General features: G+C 45.3%; 12 protein-coding genes. 4 read left to right on the forward strand and 8 right to left on the reverse strand.

The window, feature by feature from the left end:
* The first annotated feature begins 89 nt into the window (after positions 1–89).
* Positions 90–731 carry a hypothetical protein gene (locus tag LCM00_RS13365; protein ID WP_224902718.1) on the forward strand — a complete coding sequence of 214 codons (642 nt, stop codon included), beginning with the start codon at positions 90–92 and terminating at the stop codon, positions 729–731.
* An 88-nt stretch (positions 732–819) separates the two neighbouring features.
* Here LCM00_RS13365 and LCM00_RS13370 read toward each other — a convergent pair whose 3' ends face one another.
* Both LCM00_RS13370 and LCM00_RS13375 read right to left on the reverse strand, forming a co-directional pair.
* Entirely contained in the window at positions 820–1,932 is a 1,113-nt protein-coding gene (locus LCM00_RS13370; protein ID WP_224902720.1) for a copper amine oxidase N-terminal domain-containing protein, read from the reverse strand.
* 153 nt (positions 1,933–2,085) lie between these two features.
* Positions 2,086–3,132 carry a glycosyltransferase family 4 protein gene (locus LCM00_RS13375; RefSeq protein ID WP_224902722.1) on the reverse strand — a complete coding sequence of 349 codons (1,047 nt, stop codon included), beginning with the start codon at positions 3,130–3,132 and terminating at the stop codon, positions 2,086–2,088.
* Positions 3,133–3,470: 338 nt separating this feature from the next.
* Between LCM00_RS13375 and secA2 the strand changes: the two genes are divergently transcribed.
* Both secA2 and LCM00_RS13385 read left to right on the forward strand, forming a co-directional pair.
* A complete protein-coding gene (gene secA2, locus LCM00_RS13380; RefSeq protein ID WP_224902724.1) occupies positions 3,471–5,825 on the forward strand; it encodes an accessory Sec system translocase SecA2 in 2,355 nt (784 codons plus the stop codon).
* Positions 5,826–5,840: 15 nt separating this feature from the next.
* Positions 5,841–6,731 carry an accessory Sec system S-layer assembly protein gene (locus tag LCM00_RS13385; RefSeq protein ID WP_224902726.1) on the forward strand — a complete coding sequence of 297 codons (891 nt, stop codon included), beginning with the start codon at positions 5,841–5,843 and terminating at the stop codon, positions 6,729–6,731.
* A gap of 56 nt (positions 6,732–6,787) precedes the next feature.
* Here LCM00_RS13385 and LCM00_RS13390 read toward each other — a convergent pair whose 3' ends face one another.
* Together LCM00_RS13390 and LCM00_RS13395 are read right to left on the reverse strand one after the other, a co-directional pair.
* Positions 6,788–8,107: a hypothetical protein gene (locus LCM00_RS13390; RefSeq protein ID WP_224902729.1), complete on the reverse strand. Its 1,320-nt coding sequence runs from the start codon at positions 8,105–8,107 to the stop codon at positions 6,788–6,790.
* 107 nt (positions 8,108–8,214) lie between these two features.
* Positions 8,215–10,383: a putative sodium/potassium/calcium exchanger gene (locus LCM00_RS13395; RefSeq protein ID WP_224902732.1), complete on the reverse strand. Its 2,169-nt coding sequence runs from the start codon at positions 10,381–10,383 to the stop codon at positions 8,215–8,217.
* 320 nt (positions 10,384–10,703) lie between these two features.
* Between LCM00_RS13395 and tagU the strand changes: the two genes are divergently transcribed.
* Positions 10,704–11,633 (forward strand): polyisoprenyl-teichoic acid--peptidoglycan teichoic acid transferase TagU, encoded by a 930-nt coding sequence (gene tagU / locus LCM00_RS13400; RefSeq protein WP_224902734.1) that lies wholly within the window; start codon positions 10,704–10,706, stop codon positions 11,631–11,633.
* Between the two features lie 36 nt (positions 11,634–11,669).
* On the opposite strand, the gene LCM00_RS24660 is transcribed toward tagU, so the two are convergent.
* The 4 genes from LCM00_RS24660 to LCM00_RS13415 form a co-directional block, all read right to left on the reverse strand.
* The gene (locus LCM00_RS24660) at positions 11,670–11,804 is read right to left on the reverse strand and encodes a hypothetical protein (RefSeq protein WP_263623348.1); all 135 of its coding nucleotides are present in this window, start codon (positions 11,802–11,804) and stop codon (positions 11,670–11,672) included.
* Positions 11,805–12,080: 276 nt separating this feature from the next.
* On the reverse strand, positions 12,081–13,295 hold the full coding sequence (lhgO, locus tag LCM00_RS13405) for an L-2-hydroxyglutarate oxidase (RefSeq protein WP_224902735.1): 1,215 nt from the start codon (positions 13,293–13,295) through the stop codon (positions 12,081–12,083).
* Between the two features lie 15 nt (positions 13,296–13,310).
* Entirely contained in the window at positions 13,311–14,603 is a 1,293-nt protein-coding gene (locus LCM00_RS13410; protein WP_224902737.1) for a (Fe-S)-binding protein, read from the reverse strand.
* A complete protein-coding gene (locus LCM00_RS13415; protein WP_224902740.1) occupies positions 14,596–16,014 on the reverse strand; it encodes an FAD-binding oxidoreductase in 1,419 nt (472 codons plus the stop codon). Before LCM00_RS13415 ends, LCM00_RS13410 begins: the two co-directional genes overlap by 8 nt.
* Positions 16,015–16,025 lie beyond the last annotated feature (11 nt).

The following is a 16,025-nucleotide window of genomic DNA, read 5'->3' on the forward strand; positions in this document are numbered from 1 at the left end:
AGAACACAGGCCTGGAGAGGGCCTGTGTTTTTGTTTGGTTGGTAATATTTAACTGATAGGTGAGCTAGAAAATTATGCTAATATAGTCAGTGAAAAATATTACATATCAAGGAGCCATCATGAATAAATTCAGCAAGATTTTGATAAGTGTTTTTCTTGGACTTGTTTCTTCTTTTATGGTTTGGATTACAATTTTGTACTCTTCGTTCAGCCTGATCTTTCTCATACTGACGAAAAGAGGCGAAGATTTATCCGGATCGTCTGTGGTCAGTATTTTTGGAGGCCTTTTTGCCATTATATTTGGAGCTATCTCGGCAGTCGCGTTCGCCGTTTTCATTTATAATAAGCTATTTAAAGCGGAGAAAAGGAAAAGTCTGTTTTTAGGCATCATTACCGGATATACCGCCGGAAGCTTCCTCTACTCAACATATGACCTGCTGACTGGGTATGCCGGTCCCTTAGGAGACGTATTATCATCAAATGCCAGTTTCAATCTCCAGGCTGCACTCCTGACAGCCGGAATCCTGATTGGAATGTTTGTTTACAGCCGGGCACCATACAAGCTCAATTACTTCCTGTTCTCCATTGCCGCAGGAATCATCCTGGTACTGGAACTAAGCTCCTTCACCATAAACTACTATTCACCATTCCTGACAGGGCCAGCCTTCATCCTCCTATTCATCAAGCGGCCCTCTAAGCCCGTGCCTGACACGCCAAAAAGACAAATATAGCCTATTTGTCCATTGCAGGTGCGAGGCACGGCCATAACCAAAGCAAAAAGCCAGCAGAATATCTGCTGGCTTTTTGCTTATTTTTCATTTATTTGTATTTGTATTGGAACTTGTATTCCTTTTGGTCGATGACGCTGTAGAAGTTGAAATACAGGACGCCGTCTTTTTCGTTTGTGAATTTGAGGGCATCTCCATAGTATGGGATATCATTCTTTTCGGCATATTCCTGTTCCTTCGGCGGCAGCAGCTCTTTATACAGGAGTGTACGCTCTTTCGTTTTAGGATCGATCAGCATGAGGAGACCCTTCTTATTTGGCCTGATTAAGATATAGTCTTCTCCGTATCCTTCAACAAAATAAGAATCCTCTTCTCCACCCAGCACCGTCAAATCATGACCGCGAAGAGGCTTTCCAGTCCGATCATCATAAACTACAGCATTATGGCCATCGTTTAAAATAACATAATTACCTTGAACGACTGCATTTTCCTCGTAGCGATTATGGTAATAAGCTTGTGAAATTTGCGGCGTGCTTCCGCTCCTCAGATAGACCGTATAAAAGTCATTGTTAATATGCGGCTCTCCGTAATTATCATCGATAGTTAATACTGTATTGCCATTCCCTGTTGTATAGCCATTAATGAAAGCATTCCCGACGATTTCGCTATCCAGGCTTGCGATTTTCTTTCTGGCATGTGAACCAGTCCGCTCATAAATGTCCCCAGTACGGTGGTCTACTGCATAGCTGCGGTCCTTAAGCCAAGCACGGGTATATTTATGTGTAATAGTCACAGATGGTTCGGAGCTATTCCACATAACATAAGCGCTGAGTATTTCAGATATAGCCCTGAGCGGTACGTATGTCACTCCAGCCTTAATAAAGGGAGCTGCATCACTTACCATAGTCTGTCCATTGCGCTTATACTGTTTAGAATTGATTTTCCAGCTTAAGTCCAGTCCGTCGTCCTTCACTAAAAAGGTCTTGGTCTTTGAATCCCACTTAACCGCGGCTCCAAGCTCCTCAATGATAGCCCTCATTGGCACGAATACCCTGTTTTGAACCATGAGCGGTTTGTGCTCATAGCTTTGCTTTACGTCATTAATATAGATGGCAATTTCCTTTTTTCCGGCGGCACCAGCGACAGAAGAAGCAAACGGCAGCAGACATAATACAAGTGCGATAATTATTACTTTGATTTTCATTTAGAAGCACCTCCTTAACAATTGACGAAGGAGGTCTCCAGAAAGTTACAGAAAATTCCTTAAACACTAGATTTCCTAAGCTTATTCTTCCTCTTTTCAAAAGAAAATTATGCAAAAAAAACAGCCTAAACTAAAGTTTAGGCTGTTTATGAATTAACGATCTTTGACCTGCTGGCCCATCATTTTGAGCAGCGGCTGATAATCTTTGCCGACAAGTCCAATTTTTTCAACGAACAATTCAATTGCAACCAGCAGCACCGCTATAACAAGCAGTGCACCCCAAACCGTGGATTGGGAGAAAATCACTGCAGCCAGGCCGAACATTGCCGCAATGCCGTAGATGATCAAGACTGTCTGCCTGTGTGTATAACCCAGGCGGAGCAGGCAGTGATGCAAGTGCGACTTGTCTGGAGCTGACAGCGGCTGCTTATTTACAAAGCGCCTGATGATGGCAAAGAATGTATCCGAAATTGGAACACCCAGGATGATGACCGGTACAATCAGCGAAATGATTGTAACGTTTTTAAACCCAAGGAGAGAAAGTACGGCAATGATATACCCAAGGAAAAGGGCGCCGGTGTCTCCCATGAATATTTTAGCTGGATGGAAATTGTAGACGAGGAAACCAAGTGTACTTCCAAGCACAATCAATCCCATGCTCATAACAAATGTATCGCCCATGATGATGGCCATCCCTGAGATGGTGATAAGCGCAATGGAAGATACGCCTGCTGCCAGGCCGTCCAATCCATCAATCAGATTTATGGCATTCGTAATTCCGACAATCCAGATAATCGTGAGGGGTATGCTGAATAGTCCAAACTGAATCTCTCCCATGAAGGGTACGTTGATCATTTCAAGCTGTACCCCGCCAAGAACGACTACAAGAGCGGCTGCAAGCTGCCCGATTAACTTAATCTTAGCTGAGAGCTCGAACATATCGTCTAAAACACCTGTGATAATTATGATAAAACTGCCTATAATAATGTAAGCAGAATATTCATCTGCAGGCCGGAGGAAAACAACTCCGATGATGAAGCTGATAAATATGGCTAAACCGCCTAAACGCGGCATTATTTTTTGGTGAACCTTCCGCTGATTCGGTTTATCTGTTGCTCCAATTGCTATAGCTAGCTTTTTCACAAAAGGTGTTATAATAATCGAGGCAATAAAGCAAAGTAACAAGGTCCAGTAAACCATCAAATACCTCCTCAAAAATAGCTTAACCAATAACAGTTAAATTAAATTGTTAATTTCAGCAATCACTAGTAATCCTAAGGAACAGAGCATAATCGAATTTGATTATATCACCTTACTAAAAATATTGAAACGAAATTTCTGCTAAATTAATAAATTGGAAGAAAAACTCGACTTTTATCCCCTAGAAATATATATCCATATTTATTAGACGGAAAACCATGAGGATGGTTGCATAATTTTGCTAGTTTTTTAACTTTATAGTAATTACTTGTCGGATTTGGTAAGATATTTGTAATTGCACCAATAAATAAGAAACATTGCAAAGGGAGCATTTACACATGTTGACTTACCTGAAAAAGGCTTTTGGAGACACAAATGACCGGCGTCTCAAAGCATACATTAAAATAGTAGAACAAATAAATAATATTGAAGACCAGTTCATCTCCCTTACGGATGAGGAACTGAAGGCTAAAACAGAAGAATTCAAAAGCAGGCTTCAGGATGGAGCTTCTATAGATGATATCAAAACTGAAGCTTTCGCAGCAGTAAGAGAAGCTGCTAAGCGTGTCTTGAATATGCGCCATTTTGACGTACAGCTTGCCGGCGGGCTTGTCCTGACAGACGGCAATATTGCAGAGATGGCAACAGGAGAAGGAAAGACACTGGTTGCTTCCCTTCCCAGCTATTTGAGGGCCCTTGAAGGAAAAGGTGTCCATGTCATTACCGTCAATGACTATCTGGCAAAGAGGGACAGGGAGATAATCGGGAAGGTCCACGAATTCCTTGGCCTTACAGTTGGACTGAACCTTCCGATGATGGACCCTCTTGACAAGAAGAAAGCCTATCAGGCAGACATCACTTATGGGGTCGGAACAGAATTTGGATTCGATTATTTAAGAGATAATATGGCAAGCAGCCCACAGGAAAAAGTTCAGAGGCCATACCACTTCGCCATCATTGATGAAGTGGACAGCGTCTTGATTGATGAGGCGAAAACACCTTTGATCATTGCAGGAAAGATGCAGTCCGGCCAGGAGCTGCGCCATATTGCGGCAAGGCTGGCTTCACGCTTCCAGCAGGATGAAGATTATCTCTTAGATGAAGAAACAAAAGTAACAAGCCTGACAGATAAAGGAATTGAAAAGGTCGAGAAAGCCTTCGATGTCGATAATCTTTATGACTTGGAGCATCAAATGCTCTACCATTATGTGATCCAGGCTGTAAGGGCCCGGGTTTTATTTAAAAGAGATGTAGACTATATCGTAAAAGACGGCAAAATCATGCTGGTCGATATGTTTACCGGAAGAATAATGGAAGGCCGCACACTAAGCGACGGCCTCCATCAAGCGATAGAAGCAAAAGAAAAAGTGGCCATTACAGAAGAAAACAAAACGCAGGCTTCTGTAACCATCCAAAACTATTTCCGCATGTATCCGGCCTTATCAGGGATGACCGGTACAGCCAAAACAGAAGAAAAAGAATTCCAGCAGGTATACGGGATGCAGGTGATCCAGGTACCTACCAACCGCCCGAAAATCAGGGCTGATCATGCAGATAAAGTTTTCAATACAACGAAAGACAAATATACAGCGGTGACTGCTGAGGTAAAAGAACGACATAAAAAAGGACAGCCTGTCCTGATTGGGACAACCTCCATCCTTCAATCAGAGGAAGTTGCAAAATACCTTTCTGAAGCCGGACTCAGCTTTGAGCTTTTAAATGCCAAAAGCGTGGAACAGGAGGTTGAGCTGATTTCAGCTGCCGGAACAAAAGGGCATATTACCATCGCCACCAATATGGCCGGCCGCGGGACTGATATTCTGCTCGGCGAGGGTGTGGAGCAATTGGGAGGCCTGCATGTCATCGGCACAGAGCGCCATGAAAGCCGCAGGATTGATAACCAGCTGAAAGGCCGTTCAGGACGCCAGGGAGACCCGGGATCATCTCAATTCTTTATATCCCTTGAAGACGATATGTTCCGCCGCTTTGCAGCCGAAGATATCAAGAAGCTAAAGAAAAAACTCACCTTTGATTCCGAAGGGCTGATTACCTACAAAGATATCCATGAATTTGTTGACCGTATCCAGCGGATAGTAGAAGGCGCAAACTATTCAATGAGGGAATTCAACCTTAAGCTCGATGATGTGATCAATGAACAGAGAAATATCATTTATACATTACGAAATAGAATAATAGAAGATAAGGACTTGGCAGGCATCATTATCTCATCGGCAGAAAGCACGGTGGAAAACGAGACAGCTGCCATCTGCAGTCCTGAAATAGATTCAGAGGAATGGAAAACAGACCATCTTAAGCAGGTATTGAGCGAAGTTCTTTTTAATCAAAATATTGATTTCCCTGATCCTGTTCTTGGCTTGAAGGATATAAAGGAGTCCCTGAAGGAGCCGATCAGCCTTTACACAGAGTATGTCCGCACTCAGGCTGAACAGAACAGCCAGGCCTTTGGCCAGACCCTTAAAGGGTATATGACAGCGATTGTTGATTATAATTGGGTGCAGCATATCGAATCTATGACAAGGATGAAAGAAGGGATCGGACTCCGGGCCTATCAGCAGGAGGATCCGATGAGGCTGTACCAGAATGACGGCCTTGAGCTCTTCACAATGACTTATCATAAAATCGAAAAAGATATTGCGATTTCTGCAGCCAACTATTTCAGAAGTATGCAATAAAGGGGAGTTTTAACCATGTTTTCAATATTCCAGCGGAAAGAGAATAACAAAATGAAGAACAGCGGTAAAGATGCTGCCATTTCGGCAAAGGACCTGCTTGATGTAACAGAGGAAGGCAGCGAAGCTGAGGTCAATACCTCCCTCTCCCTCCATCCGGCCTGGAACCTGCCAATGGAGCAGCAGTACGTATTCCGTTTTCTTCATAACGAGCTGAGCCCATTGCAGCCAAACCAGATTTCAATTGCTGGAACAGATCTCGAAAAGGGTGCCAGCGGCATTGAAGTGACGGCTTTTGTCAGGAACAGCTTAAATAAGAAGATTACTTTTGGAAGCACTCCGCTGCTGCTTTTAGATGAGAATCAAAATCTTATCGCACGCCAGGTTTTCAATATGGAGGAAATTGGGGAACTGCCGGAAAAAAGCAGCCGTCCTTGGGTATTCCATTTCCCTAAGGAGACCATCCAGCAGGATGAGTTTAACGAAGAAAACTGGACATTGGCTTTTGAAATCAATAAACCGCATTCCCTCGACCTGCATGAAAGCTGGCAGCAGGCACTGCCGAAAGAGCAGATTGATAAGCTGCAGCAGGTTGTCGAATCCATCGGAGCCCCAAATAAAGGGGAAGTTAATTTTATGGGACTCCAGGCTCAATACCTTGAGGATGGCGGATTATCAGTTACCATTCTGATCCGCAACGGCACAGAACAGAATATGCATCTTGAGCACCTGCCGCTCACCGTACAGGATGCAGATGGGGAAGTAATTGCCGAGGGCGGCTTCGCCCTGTCTGACTTTGCCGTTCTCTCCAATACGACAAAACCATGGACGTTCCAATTCCCTGAATCACTTGTAAGGAAGAAGGATGCAGATTTGTCCAAATGGTCGATTGTGGTAAGCGGAGCATAATAAAAAGGGCTAAATCACTAATAAGTGGTTTAGCCCTTTTTAATCTCTCTTTATTTTTAATCCGCAAAGTAAGGGTTCGTTCCCTTACTTTGTTCTTTCAGGTTATTAAAGCCATCCTTGTCGAGATCCTCGCTGCCATCCGGAATGCCATTGCTGTTTGTGTCCTTAATCAAAGGATTCAAATCCTTAGGGGAATATGCCGAAACATTCGTAATATCAATAAAGATGCTGCTGGAGCTGTGATAGACAATTTCAAATAAGTCAGTCAAGCCATCTCCATCAGTGTCAGCATGAAGAGGATTTGTCTTATAAGATCTGACTTCCAGGTAATCTGTTATCCCGTCTCCGTCTGTATCAGGATTAAAAGGATCAGTCCCCAGCCTATTTTCCTCTCTATCCGTTAATCCATCTCCATCACTGTCATTTTCTTCTCTGATTGGAGCTGGTGCTGAAAACTTTAATTCAATCAGGCTTTCCATAAAGGATGATACCTCATCATTATCACTTTTGCTGATAAGTGCTTTATTCAAGATTAAAAGGGTGCCCCATCCGAAAGAATGCTTATATTCCTGCGTTTGATTAATTTCATCGTTCCCAAGGATATACTCATGCTCGAATTCCTTTGTCGTCTGATCATCAATTGCAATTGATTGGTAGATTTTAATAATTGTATTGGTGGCATCTTTTATTATTTGAATAATGTTGGAGGTGTTTGCTTTTACTTTTCCTTCCTTCTTGTCCTGTTCAACGTTCTTTCCTGAAGCCTCAACAGATTGAGATTGTTCCAATTCGGCATTGCCAGAAGTCACTGCAGCCTGGGATTCCTTAACATTAACCTCTGTCTTTTGCTGTTGAGAGTTTGCCTGATCTCCCAGTTTGCCCTCCTGCTTAGTCTTTATTGCGGCAGATTGCTCCTGTTCCGCGAAATCCGTACTTTCATCCGTCCGGATAGATTGATCCTGTTCAGTTTTGATGGCCGTATTCTGTTCCTGCTTTTTTTCATTAACCTTCTGAGATTGACTCGATTCTAAAGAAGCATCCTGCTCTTGTTCAGAATCCAGTTTATCTGCACCAGTTACTTTTTGATTTTGTGTCGCAGTGATTTCTGTTGTCTGATCTTGCTTTACTGGCTGACCTGCTGAGCTTCCTGATTGATTTCCACTATTATCTGTTTCAGAATCCTGTTCCTGGACGATGTCCTCTGCCGTGCCGCCAGTTGATACACTCTGTCCCTGAGTGACACTGCTTTCAGCCTTTTGTTCCTGCTTAATATTTTCGGAAGAGGATTGGCTTGATGATTCCTGCGCCCAGACACCAGTACTCCCAAATAGTAAAAATTGAATTGTAACTGCAGCTGCTATTATCCTTTTAAACAAAACCTTCACATCCCAACTCTCGAAGTCTTTTAAAAATAAACAAGGATTATCTCAAATTTAAAGCCAATCCACCTTCTTATCAGATAAGAAGGTGGATCCTGCTTCACTTAGTTAGCTGACTGTCTTTGAACAACCGTTGAGGAAGAATTTTGGCTTTGGCTTATGTTAGACCCGCTTGCACTTTGCTCCTGTCTGGTGCGGTTACGGTTTCTTTGATCCTGTTTGTTATTTCTTCCCTCAGAGTTTTGAGAGACTTTTGTTGTATTGGATGAATTTTGATTTTGTTCAATATTGCTGCCTGCCGCTGCAGAGCTCTGTTCTGTCTCATTTTTGACGGATTGCTCCTGATCATTGCCGCTGCCATGTGCTTCCTGGCTTAGGTCGATATTGCTGTCAGAATTTTGGTTCTGATTGATTCCAGTACCAGCACCAACAGTAGTCTGTGTTGTATCGGAATCGACATCCTGCTCCTGATCATTGCCTCGGCCACCTGCTTCCTGCTCCAGCTCTACATCAGTATCTGCTTCCTGGCTCTGGCCGATCAATCCGCCAATTGCTCCCGCTGACTGCTCTGTGTCCACATCTGCATCCTGGCCCTGATCATTATTTTTGCCGTATGCTTCCTGCTCCAGCTCAACATCAGTATCTGAATCCTGCTCTTGGCCGATCAATACGCCAATTGCTCCCGCTGACTGCTCTGTGTCCACATCTGCATCCTGGTCCTGATCATTATTTTTGCCGTATGCTTCCTGATCAAGGTCAACATCCGTATCTGCTTCCTGGTCCTGGCCGATCAGTACGCCAATTGCTCCGGATGACTGCTCTGTGTCCACATCTGCATCCTGGTCCTGATCATTATTTTTGCCGTATGCTTCCTGATCAAGGTCAACATCCGTCTCTGAATCCTGCTCCTGGCCGATAAGCACACCAATTGCTCCCGCTGATTGATCCGTATCCGTTTCAGCATCCTGGTCCTGATCGTTTAGCAGGCCGTCTGCTTCCTGCTCCAATTCAACTTCACTATCAGAATCCTGCTCCTGGCCGATGATTATGCCAATTGCTCCGGCTGATTGATCCGTATCCGTTTCAGCATCCTGGTCCTGATCGTTTAGCAGGCCGTCTGCTTCCTGCTCCAATTTAACTTCACTATCAGAATCCTGCTCCTGGCCGATGATTATGCCAATTGCTCCGGCTGATTGGTCAGTATCAGTTTTTCCATCCTGGTCCTGATTGTTCAAATCACCATAAGCTCCCTGCTCCAGCTCTACATCAGCATCTGAATCCTGCTCCTGGCCGATGAGACCTCCGATTGCTCCTGCGGATTGGTCAGTGTCATTGTCTGCATCCTGCTCTTGATTATTCCAGCTGCCATATCCGGTCTGCCCAGAACTTGTGCTGCTGTCTGCATCCTGGTCCTGGCCAATTACTGCGCCAATCGCACCGGCTGACTGGTCTGTATCATTATCAGAGTCCTGGTCCTGGTAATTGCCAGCTCCCTCAGTATCCTGATACTGATAACCTTCGCTGTCAGCATCCTGCTCTTGACCGATAAGACCCCCGATCGCTCCAGCAGATTGCTCAGTGTCATTGTCTGCATCCTGATTCTGGCCATTCCAGCCTCCATAGCCATATTGCTCGGAAACGTTGCTGTTATCTGCATCCTGGTCCTGGCCAATTCCGATGCCTGCTGCACCTGATGCCTGATCAGTTTCATTATTTGAATTCTGGTTTTGGGAGTTTCCAAATCCTCCTGTTTCTTGATACTGATCACTAAAATTGTCATTATCCTGGAACTGGTCGAGGCCTATCCCTAGCCCATCCGCAGACTGCCTGGTTGAATTGTCAGCGTCCTGATTCTGTTTTAAATATTTGCCCCATGCGTATTGATCTCCCCAGTGTTCGTTATCACTTTTCTGCTTTTGGGAAATTAGCCCTCCAAAAGCTGACGAAGTTTGTACTGTTCGTTTTCCTACATCCTGGTTCTGTCTGACTCTACGACCTTCTGCCTCTTGATTTATATCGGTATAGTTGTCTCTTTCAGTATACTGCCACACGAATTTAGAATTTTTAATGCTCTGATCTAAGTATGAAAACTCTTTATAGTTTTGCTTTTGTTCCATATTGGTTCCATCTGCATGGTGTGTCAAATAATCTCTTGAATCTACATTATATTTTTGCTTCACATTACTGCTGCTCGCAGAAGCTGCCCCGCCTCCAATTACAGAAGCAAGGATGAAACTAGTGCTTAATACCTTTAGAAATCTACCTTTTTTCATTTTATTACCTCCAAAAGTAATATTTTCCACAAGTTTAGTATAGTGGAGGCAGATTTCTTTGAAAAAGTCCATTTTGGGTCAAAATACTTTATAAAGAACGTTTTTGTTGGCTATATTGCCACTTTCCTATTGTTTTCTTAGTTTCTCATATTTTATTTAGAACATATTGTTCATTATTATGAACTTATTCACCGAAATAAAAAGGACCACCCTTTGTGCCGTAAATGAATGACAATTTTTCACATCTAACCTCTAGTCTTTAACGACCATATTTGCTATTCTAATAGTTAGGTTTTATATTATCCTTGGAGGTAGACAGCTTGGCCAGACCAACTAAAAAGAAGAAAAGAACATGGCTTCGAATAACTGGAATTGTTTTATTTCTATTAATTGCTGGTGCCGGTGCGTACGGTTTTACAGTTTATAAATCATTGACAGATGCAGTCGAGACGATGCATGAGCCAATTGAGCGAACGAAATCCGAAAAGCGGGAAGAAGTAATCACCCTTGAGAAAAGAGACCCTTTTTCAGTCCTTATGCTCGGAGTTGATGAACGCGAAGGTGACAAAGGAAGATCTGACACGATGATTGTTCTCACTGTAAATCCGGAAAAAAATTCCGTTAAAATGCTCAGCATCCCAAGGGATACCAGGACAGAAATTATCGGCAGGGGCACTGTGGACAAAATTAACCATGCATATGCTTTCGGCGGGATTGAAATGTCGATGGATACGGTTGAAAACTTCCTTGATATCCCTATTGATTATTATATGAAGGTCAATATGGAAGGCTTTAAAGATATAGTAGATGCAGTTGGCGGTATTACCGTCAATAATGATCTGGATTTTACATCCGGCGGGGTTCAATTCCCAAAGGGGCAAATCACTCTTGATGGTGAAAAAGCTCTTATATATACACGGATGCGCTATGAAGATCCAAGAGGGGATTTCGGGCGGCAGATCCGGCAAAGGCAAATTATCCAAGGAGTCATTGATAAAGGCGCAAGCGTTTCATCTCTGACGAAGTTCGATGATATATTTGAAGCACTAGGCAAAAATATAAAAACCAATGTAACCTTTAGTGAAATGGTAGATATACAAAAGCATTATAAATCGGCCGGCAAAAATATCGAACAAATGTCAATTGACGGTACTGGAAAAAGGATTGATGATATTTGGTATCTTTTAGTGAGCGATGAAGAGCAGCAAAGAATCCAAACAGAAATGAAAGATCATCTTTCTGTACAATAAAAAAATGCAGTCCAGCTATGGCTTGGACTGCATTTTTTATTTTTCCTTCAAAAGGAACATAAGCTGCTCCTTTATTTCTTCCATAAGCTCACCAACAGTCAATTTCTGTTCTTGCTCTGCCTTTTGCAGTGCGAATTCAAGAACCTGCCCAAACTGCTCTTCTTTTTTCATCTGTTATATCCTTTTCCTATCATTTTTGTTCTTGATAAAGAATCTTATTAACAATATACTAAATTTGTAAAATATTGTCTATACTGATTTAGTAAATTAATTTAATACATTATTAAAATTACAATAATCATAACAAAACAAAATAACAGGAAGATGTAAAAAAGATTCCAATTTGGTGACAGGTACCCCCCGAAATATGTCGAATACATCCAGCGTAACACCAAAGTAGAAGATATATAGATGGATGTTGCCTGACACCAGGGGCACTCCCCTGAATTAGAGCGTTACCACTGATCTGTATTCCTGCAGCGCCGGAATCTTCCGGACGATTTCTCTCCCAATTTCAATAGAAGCTGTCGCTGCCGGTGACGGGGCGTTGCAGACATGGATGCTGCTTTTGCCGTTGACGATGAAAAAGTCATCAACAAGGCTGCCATCGCTTTGGAGTGCCTGGGCGCGGACGCCGGCTTCTGCCGGGACAAGGTCGTCCTCCTGGATATCCGGCATGAGCTGCTGGACGTTTTCCACGAATTTTTTCTTGCTGAAGGAGCGCACCATTTCACCGAGGCCTTCCTTCATATATTTAGAAGCAATCTTCCAGAAGCCCGGATAACCCATGACTTCGGCAAAATCCCTCAGGTGGAAGTCGGTCTTTTTATAGCCTTCCCGCTTCAGGCTCAGCACCGCATTGGGACCAACATCGACGGCCCCGCCGATCATCCTTGTAAAGTGGACGCCAAGGAATGGGAAATTCGGGTTTGGGACCGGATAGATCAGATTATTGACGAGCCCCTTTTTTTCTTCCTTCAGCTTGTAATATTCGCCGCGGAACGGAACGATTTTCAGGTCGACATGGTAACCTGCAAGTCTTGCGATCCGGTCGCTCTGCAATCCGGCGCAATTGATCAGATACCTTCCCTTTATTGTTTCCCTGTCTGTCTCCACCGCCACTTCATCCTTCAGCTCTGTGATGCTCCTCACTTCATTGGAAAGCTTGATTTCCCCGCCATACGTGCGGATGATTTCGCCCATTTTCTCTGACACCTGGCCATAATTAACGATCCCGGCCATCGGAACATGAATGGCTTCCAGCCCGTTCACATGCGGCTCCTTCTCTCTCAGCTCTTCCCTCGTCAGCTTCCTGACCGCCAGCTCATTCTGCAGGCCGCGCTGATATAGATCTTCAAGCAATGGCAGCTCCCTCTCATTCGAAGCTACAATTACTTTTCCGCAGATATCATGATCAATATCATGAGTTTCGCAAAACTCGGCCATAGAACGATTGCCCTGCCTGGCGAACCTGGCCTTATAGCTGCCCGGCTTATAATAGATGCCTGAGTGGATCACTCCGCTGTTGTGCCCGGTCTGATGGGCGGCAACTTTCTTTTCCTTTTCTAGGAGGACCACCTTTGCATCAGGATTTTTTTCATATATAGCCATGCCCACTGAAAGGCCGACGATCCCTGCGCCTACAATAATATAATCGTACATTTGACCACACCTTTCCTAGTTAATGCCGCAGGCTTCCGCCAGCAGTTCGACAAGATGGAGAACCCTTACCTGCCCCTGGAGCCCTTCCCGCTCCACTCCGAGCAGCATCTGCAGATGGCAGCCCGGATTTGTGCTAATGATCAGATCTGGTCCCGCCTTCTGGACGTTCCCCATCTTCCTGTCCAGAATCTCCATTGACTCCCCATAGTGCACAATATTATAAATGCCGGCAGAGCCGCAGCACATATCCATTTCCGGAAACGGCCTGTATTCCACTCCGGGAACCTTATGGATCAGGCTGACAGGCTCACTCGCCACCCGCTGGACATTTTTCAGATGGCAGGATGGCTGGTAGACTGCCTTCCCCCTGATTTCCTTCTGGAAAGGAAGCTCCAGCCTGTCGAGGAGGACACTGATATCCTTGCATTTAGCGGAAAAGGCTTTGGCCCTCTCATGCCAGCTGCTGCCCATTTCAAACAGATGATGGTATTCCACAAGGGCGGCACCGCAGCCGCCAATACTGTTAATCACATAATCTACCTCATATTTCTCAAAGGCTGCGATATTCCTTTTTGCCAGCTCCACCGCTTTTTCACGCTCGCCGCTATGCTGATGGAGCGCCCCGCAGCAGGTCTGCTCATCGATAAAAACAACCTCGCAGCCGGCTGCTGCCAAAAGCTTCATGCTCAAATCATTCACCTTGGAAAAAACGGCATCCATGACACAGCCGGCGAAAAAGCCGATCCGGTATTTAGGTTTGGCTTCCCCATACCGCAGCACATTCTGCCTGCGTCTGCCGCCTTCCGCTTTTGGCATCACCTTTTCCAGATCCCGCATCGATTCAGGCAGCAGGTGCAGCAGCTTCATTTCCCTTAAAAGCACATCTGCTTTAAGAGTCTGATAGATTTTCAGGCCGGATCCGATAAATTTCAGCATCGGCCGGTTCGGGAATATGTAGTCGAAGACAAGCTTTTTGAGTGCTTTTTCCTTAAAGGCTTCCTGCCCCTTCCGATGCTCTGATACTGCATCAAGAGCCGATTCAAGAATGCGCCCATATTGGACATTGGTCGGGCAGGCAGGCTCACAGGCCCGGCACCCGAGGCACAGCTCCATCGGCCCGGCCATATCCTCAATTGAAATCCGGCCCTCTGCCGCCATCTTGACCAGATTGATTCTCCCTCGCGGCGAGTGGGTTTCTTTTTCCATCGTTGTATAAGTCGGACAGGAAGGGAGGCAATAGCCGCACTGCACACAGCTGAAGGTTTCGGCATAAGCGAGCTTTTCGAGGACATTAGTCTGCTCAGCCATTATGCAGCACTAGCCTTTGACCGGGCTCCGGGAAAATCTTCCCCGGGTTCATGATATTATTAGGGTCCCATGCCTCTTTGATGCGTTTCATCATATCTAATCCTGCCTTTCCCAGCTCCATTTCCATGAATGGTGATTTCATGACACCGATGCCGTGCTCACCTGAAAGCGTTCCTCCAAGCTCCACCGCCGCTTTGAAAATTTCTTCCACAGCCTGCTCCACCCTTTTCATCTCCTCACTGTCCCGCTGGTCAGCTATGATATTCGGATGGAGATTGCCATCGCCTGCATGTCCAAAAACGACAAGATGGATGCCGAACCTGTCCCGGATTTCCTTCAGCCTGGCAAACATATCGGGTATTTTGCTGCGGGGCACTGTCGCATCCTCGGAAATCTTCGTCGGTTTGATCCGGACAATGGCAGGAGATACGAGCTTTCTTGCCCGCCACAGCTCCTGTTCCTCCGCCTTGTTTTCGGCTATTCTTACATCGGATGCGCCTGTTGCCGTACACACCCCGTGAACAATCTTCATTTCTTCTTCAATAGCCAGCGGATGGCCGTCAAGCTCCAGAAGCAATACAGCCTCGGCATCAAGCGGCAGCCCGAGCGGCTCATACTGCTCTACCGCATGCACAGAGGCCTGGTCCATGATTTCCATTTTTGAGGGAAGAATGCCGGAGGTCAGCACCTTCGAAATCGCCCGGCCGGAATCAACGAGGTCATGGAAGCTGATGAGCGCCGTCTTTGTAGCAGCAGGCTTCGGAATCAGCTTCAGAACCGCTTCTGTAATGATGCCCAGCGTGCCTTCGGAGCCGACGATCAGCTTGGTCAGGTCATAGCCAGTCACATTTTTCACCGTCCTGCCGCCTGTCCGGATAATTTCACCCTCGGGTGTCACAAACTCAAGCCCGATAACATAATCCTTTGTCACCCCGTATTTCAAGCCGCGCGGGCCGCCGGAATTCTCGGCCAGATTGCCGCCGATCGTCGACACATGAGCACTGCTGGGGTCAGGCGGGTACATCAGCCCGTACCTGCCGGCTTCATCATTGATCCTTGCCGTAAGCACACCTGGCGACACAACAGCCACCATATCATCCGGGAAAATTTCAAGCTTATCATTCCACAGTGAAAAATCGAGTACGATCCCGCCGCGCACAGCAAGCGGGCCGCCGCTGAGGGATGTTCCCCTCCCTCGCGGATACAATGGTATCTGGAATTCATTCGCCAGCCTGACGATGCCAGCTGTTTCCTCTGCTGTCACCGGCTGAAGAACCAGGTCGGGCCTGTAGGTGCCAAACGAGGCATCATAGGAGAAGCTGAACAGATCAGCTTCTTCTTCAAGCACCCTCTTCGGGCTGCCCGTCAGCTCTTTAAGCTTTTGCAGGCATTCAAACGGGATATCTGCCATGATAATCCTCC

It is taken from the genome of Bacillus infantis (genome assembly GCF_020171945.1).
GTDB lineage: Bacteria > Bacillota > Bacilli > Bacillales > Cytobacillaceae > Bacillus_AB > Bacillus_AB infantis_A.

Bases quoted from the DNA above. Each gene is read 5' to 3' on its own strand.
- LCM00_RS13375 (WP_224902722.1), bottom strand. From the start codon at position 3,132: ATGGTTTACTGGACCTTGTTACTTTGCTTTATTGCCTCGATTATTATA.
- LCM00_RS13410 (WP_224902737.1), bottom strand. From the start codon at position 14,603: ATGGCTGAGCAGACTAATGTCCTCGAAAAGCTCGCTTATGCCGAAACC.
- LCM00_RS13395 (WP_224902732.1), bottom strand. From the start codon at position 10,383: ATGAAAAAAGGTAGATTTCTAAAGGTATTAAGCACTAGTTTCATCCTT.
- LCM00_RS13385 (WP_224902726.1), top strand. From the start codon at position 5,841: ATGTTTTCAATATTCCAGCGGAAAGAGAATAACAAAATGAAGAACAGC.
- lhgO (WP_224902735.1), bottom strand. From the start codon at position 13,295: ATGTACGATTATATTATTGTAGGCGCAGGGATCGTCGGCCTTTCAGTG.
- LCM00_RS24660 (WP_263623348.1), bottom strand. From the start codon at position 11,804: ATGAAAAAAGAAGAGCAGTTTGGGCAGGTTCTTGAATTCGCACTGCAA.
- LCM00_RS13370 (WP_224902720.1), bottom strand. From the start codon at position 1,932: ATGAAAATCAAAGTAATAATTATCGCACTTGTATTATGTCTGCTGCCG.
- LCM00_RS13415 (WP_224902740.1), bottom strand. From the start codon at position 16,014: ATGGCAGATATCCCGTTTGAATGCCTGCAAAAGCTTAAAGAGCTGACG.
- secA2 (WP_224902724.1), top strand. From the start codon at position 3,471: ATGTTGACTTACCTGAAAAAGGCTTTTGGAGACACAAATGACCGGCGT.